At 58.9% G+C, this 4,853-nt stretch carries 4 protein-coding genes; 2 read left to right on the top strand and 2 right to left on the bottom strand.

The features are described from left to right. The first annotated feature begins 133 nt into the window (after positions 1 to 133). Positions 134 to 853, top strand: coding sequence for a hypothetical protein (locus J2W46_RS34230; protein WP_310360437.1), 720 nt, complete (start codon positions 134 to 136; stop codon positions 851 to 853). Positions 854 to 1,764: 911 nt separating this feature from the next. Continuing rightward, positions 1,765 to 2,367: a GNAT family N-acetyltransferase gene (locus tag J2W46_RS34235; RefSeq protein WP_310360439.1), complete on the top strand. Its 603-nt coding sequence runs from the start codon at positions 1,765 to 1,767 to the stop codon at positions 2,365 to 2,367. A gap of 146 nt (positions 2,368 to 2,513) precedes the next feature. Here J2W46_RS34235 and J2W46_RS34240 read toward each other — a convergent pair whose 3' ends face one another. Continuing rightward, positions 2,514 to 2,906 carry a hypothetical protein gene (locus tag J2W46_RS34240; RefSeq protein ID WP_310360441.1) on the bottom strand — a complete coding sequence of 131 codons (393 nt, stop codon included), beginning with the start codon at positions 2,904 to 2,906 and terminating at the stop codon, positions 2,514 to 2,516. A gap of 274 nt (positions 2,907 to 3,180) precedes the next feature. Further along, complete coding sequence (locus tag J2W46_RS34245) at positions 3,181 to 4,626, bottom strand: IS1182 family transposase (protein WP_310360444.1); 1,446 nt, start codon at positions 4,624 to 4,626, stop codon at positions 3,181 to 3,183. Between the last annotated feature and the right edge of the window lie 227 nt (positions 4,627 to 4,853).

The raw sequence follows: 4,853 nt of genomic DNA on the forward strand, positions 1-4,853 counted from the left end.
CCCGAGCTTCAGGTACAGCTCGACCGCGCGAACGCGGTCTTCGTATGAATACATGGACTACCTCCAAAGTAGTCCAGGATTTTGTCCGCATCCCCGGTGGGTCAGTTTTGGACGAACATCAACAAGCCGTTCAATGTTTCTCAATCTCGGCACTGCGCCACAGGGCCCTCCGCCTCCGTTCAGTGCTTGGTCGAGCAAGCAGATACAGACCATTGAGCGCGCGATCGCGCGGGCATGGTCGCAGATCACGGTGGACCTGCGCTGCCAGGCAGTGCTTACCGGTGGGACGGAGCCGCAGATCACTGCGATGCTTCAAGATGCTTTGTGCGAGTTGCTGAACAGCGGGCAGGTCGCTGGCTTCAGTCCGGCCACCTACATGTGCCCCATTCGAGGACAAGAGCTCGATGACCACACGGGCGAGCGTCTGGAGAAGCGGCCCGATCTCACCTTTCCTCGCCTGACCTCGCGCCCGGCGAGCAATCACAACGCCTTGTTCTTCGAGTGCAAGATTCTCGGACGCGGTCGTACGCTGGACGACTACGTTAAGGACGGTGTCCGTCGATTTCAGGATGGCATCTATGCGTGGGCCATGCCGCACGCGGGCATGTTAGCCTATGTCATCGGTCCCGAGGCAGCGGATCCTGGCACCGCACTGCCAGCAATTTGGAGCCCTGAGCCCGGCCCCGCTGCGCCGTATGCACCGATTGAGCGAGTGAGTGACGAGGGGGGCGTTCCCGCGGTAGCGCTGTCGCGGCACGCTCGCGCCTTCATGCTACGCAATGGTGAAGCGCCAGGTCACATCCTGCTTCGCCATCTCTGGCTGCATTTTCCCGTGCCCGAAGAGGACCGATGAGGCGCCAGCACCTTGCTTCTCCGACCACGACGTCAAGGTCAAGTCACGGCGAGCTGTGGCGCGACAATCCGGATGAGAGACCTCATCTTGTTTGACGCGCGGCTGCGAGCACTCTGGGGATTAGGCGGACGAGGACCTCACCGAACAAAGGCTCGGACCCGTCGTGCTCGCCGTTGCCTAGCGCGGGCTCTTCATGCTTCCCAGGAACATCGAAAACGATGACGACGTCCGGGCGGCGCAGGTCTGGCCGGGCAGTACCTCCTGCAACGAGCGGACATTCTATGCGAGGTTTGAGTTCACGGCATCGACCGACCACCGCGGAAAGGATCCCCTGCTCGGAGAATGTACGCCGAGGTGGCAGGATCATCGCGGTACGCCAACTATTTCATCGGCTCCTCTCTGTAGCGACGGCAGTTATGGCCGATCCTGCGATCGTCAGGCAAGCTGACAGCTTCCAGATCACACCCGAAACGGTTGAGTGATGGTTCGTCGGCGCTGACGGCTCGACACCGACGATGATGATCTATAGAAAGCAGCAAGGCCGCAATGTCAGCGTTCCAGCAGCTTTCGACCGGTCGCGCGAGACCGAACTGGACGTCCGCTTTGGCCGAACTCCCGTCTGCTCATGCGGGTCGACGAAGGACCGCTGTACCTTGAAAGCCGACGTAGATGTCGCATTGGGTCGACTGGCAGCAACGGGTCCGCCTTACGCCCTCTGCATGAGAGGCCGCGCCGGCCGCGATCGCCATGCTTGATCGTCGGGCGCTAGTCGGCCGCAAGCGGGCGGTCGACGGCCGGTGCAGGATCGCTGACAATCGCTATTCTTCTGCTCTCGCCGGCGCGCGACCGCTTGCATCGCAAGCAGGGGGCGCCTTAAAACGCAACGCCGACTCAACACCTTTCCAATGGCTATGAACGACGCAGCTAGACTGACCTTTTCTGGCAACACTGTTCAACTTCGTATTCTCGAACCCGCAGACGCGGCCGCTCTGATCGATGCCGCTGCTGACGGCCAGCTTTGGAACTTGAAAGTTACTGTTGTGCCGGGACAGTCGACTATCGACGAATACATCGCTTCGGCATTGCGCGGGTATGAGGAAGGCCGCGTCATCCCATTCGTGGTCATCGCTCGTGATAGCGGACGCATCGTTGGCAGCACGCGCTTTTGGAAGATCGACAGCGCCAACAGGAAGCTCGAGATCGGCCATACCTGGCTGAGCCAGTCCGCTCAAAGAACAGCGGCGAACACAGAGGCGAAATACCTCATGTTGAGGCATGCATTTGAAGTAATGCAGACTGTCCGGGTGCAGTTCACCACCGATGAGCTAAACGAGAAATCGCGAGCGGCAATCTTGCGCATCGGCGCAAAGCAGGAAGGTATCGTACGCCATGAGCGGATCATGCCCGACGGCCGCAAACGCAATTCGGTGCGATTCAGCATCATCGATACGGAATGGCCGGACGTGAAGAACCGGTTGGAAGAGAAGCTGGCCCGCCGGGCGAGCCTCGCCTGACGCGATGATCTAACTCTTTGGGCCCAGAGGCGCGCCGCGTCGAATGTCGCGGCATTCCAAAACCGGCCAGTTTCGGTCAGTCGACGGCAGGGTCAAGATTGTCGATAATGCGCGCCGCAGGATTCCGGTGGCGGCTCGATTCCGTCTCAGGCTCGCAAGCTTGGCGCTAACCGCCAGTGAACAAATGGCGGGTACGGTGCGCCACCAAGGAACGCCAGAAATACTTCCACGACCTGATCGGCCACGAACCATTCGTCGGAGCGCATCGGGATGTTGCCCGCTCGGAAGACGAGGATCGTGCCGTCCGGGCGTACCGGCGAAGGCTTATCGTGGAACCCTCTCCATCGTTCTCCGCCGAATTCGAAGCGCTCGATCATGCAGCTTACACCGCCGCCGGCTACCTGCACGTAGTTTCCTGCATCGTCAGTCAATGACGCATAAGACGACTTGCCGTAGCTTCGCAGCGACTTGAGCTCACGAGCGATCTGTGTGTACGTAGGCGCGGTGATGGCCGCTTTGCCCTCGATGTCGAGTCTCATTCGTTGTTCAACCTCGTTTCTTCTCGAGCAAATCAAAATCATACCAACGCCCAAACCCAACAACGAATGACCGCTACCGAGAAAGTCGACGGACCGCTCCGGGTCGAGGCTGTGTGGAAACCCGAAACGCAGATTTGACGTGCAAAAAATCCGATTCGACGACTATATAGCCGCGTTGCGCCCTCGGAATCAATCGATCAACTGAGAGATGTTGGGTGGCTGCGCTACTTCAACGCAAGCCGTTTCACGGCATATGTTGGAAGGCCCAGGTGCCTCACGCACCCACCAGCCGCACGGCCCTCATGGTTCGCGAGAATCCCAATATCGCCATCACGCGCTTGAGGTTATACGCCAGCACGTGCAGGCTCATCTCAGTACTGACATTGGATAACCTGCGCGTCAGGAAGTGCGTATAGCCCATCCAGTGCTTGAACGTTCCGAAGACATGTTCAACGGTTCGCCTGCGCACCATCATCGCATCCGGCATCCTGTCCAGTCTCTTCTGCGCAGCTTCCAGTACAGGCTCATGTTCCCATCGCGTGATTCGTCGATAGTCACTCGGAGTACATTGTGATTTGATTTCACAGCGAGGACAGGCACTGCTCCAGTAACGATGCAGTTGCATGCCATGCTCTTCACGGGCGAAGCGGTGTATCGCGCGCTGCCCAGCAGGACAAAGGTATTCGTTATCCTGGGCAATGTAGATGAAGTCCGCTCTGTCGAAGCGACCATGGGCTTTGGCACCTGATGTCAGGTTCTTCGGCAGAATGGCGGCAATGCCTGCATCTGCACAAGCTTTTATCTGTGGGCCGCTGTAGTACCCCCGGTCGGCGATGACCTTCAATCTTCTCTTGCTCATGGAATCACGAGCAGCTTGCGCCATCGGACTGAGCTGCGACCGGTCGTGGCCGGAGTTTGTTACCTCGTGGGCAACGATGAGGTGGTGCCTTGCCTCTACGGCCATCTGCACGTTGTAGCCCACCATGCCCGAGCCCCTGCCGCTCGTCGCCATGGAGCGCGCATCAGGGTCAGTCAGCGAGAGCTGGCCATCCGGTTGCGTCTTGAGTTCTTCTTTAATCTGTTCGAGGCGATGCATCTGATCGCGCAATTGACCGATCTTCTCCTGCAGCCGCGCGGTCTTCGCTTCAAGCTCGGGTGGCTGCGTCCGGTCAGCCGTCTCCAATGCACTCAGGTAGCGCTGGATGCTCTCCTCAATCTGCTGCTGCCGCTTGTCGATCTTGCCCGTTGTGAAGTTACGGTCGCGAGTGTTCGATGCCTTGAACTTGCTTCCGTCAATAGCAACCAGTGCCTGCGAGAAGAGCTTCAGATCACGGCAAAGAACGACAAACCGGCGGCAGACGTTGCGGATGCCGGTGCCGTTGTCCCGTCGAAAGTCAGCTATCGTCTTGAAGTCTGGTACCAGTCGGCCTGTGAGCCACATCAGCTCGACATTGCGCTGACATTCACGCTCCAGGCGGCGACTCGATTGAATCCGGTTGAGATAGCCGTAGATGTATATCTTCAGCAGCACTGCCGGATGGTAGGAGGGGCGACCTGTAGTCGACGGTGTGACACCTTCGAAACCCATCGATTCCAGTTCCAGCTCTTCGACGAAGGCCTCGATGATCCTCACCGGGTTATCATCGGCAACGAAATCATCCAGACATTCTGGCAACAACGTTACCTGCTTGCGGTCTTCGCCTTCAACGAATCGCTTCATGAATCCCCCGACCCGAACGCGTTGATTCAGTTTAGGCGATCAATGCGTTTTCACACAGCCTCGGTCGACCGCCGCCCGATGCGGTCGATCAATGGCCGACCCACGCCCGCCTGACTGCGTCGGGCCGGCGTCGGCCGAGGCCGTGTCAAAACCCGGCCGATCACCTACACTGAATCAACCTTTTAGCGCGAGAGGCGGAGATGGGTCGATTCGTCGAAGGTGCGAAC

Source organism: Paraburkholderia strydomiana (genome assembly GCF_031456815.1).
Taxonomy (GTDB): domain Bacteria; phylum Pseudomonadota; class Gammaproteobacteria; order Burkholderiales; family Burkholderiaceae; genus Paraburkholderia; species Paraburkholderia caledonica.

Bases quoted from the DNA above. Each gene is read 5' to 3' on its own strand.
- J2W46_RS34240 (WP_310360441.1), bottom strand. From the start codon at position 2,906: ATGAGACTCGACATCGAGGGCAAAGCGGCCATCACCGCGCCTACGTAC.
- J2W46_RS34230 (WP_310360437.1), top strand. From the start codon at position 134: ATGTTTCTCAATCTCGGCACTGCGCCACAGGGCCCTCCGCCTCCGTTC.
- J2W46_RS34245 (WP_310360444.1), bottom strand. From the start codon at position 4,626: ATGAAGCGATTCGTTGAAGGCGAAGACCGCAAGCAGGTAACGTTGTTG.
- J2W46_RS34235 (WP_310360439.1), top strand. From the start codon at position 1,765: ATGAACGACGCAGCTAGACTGACCTTTTCTGGCAACACTGTTCAACTT.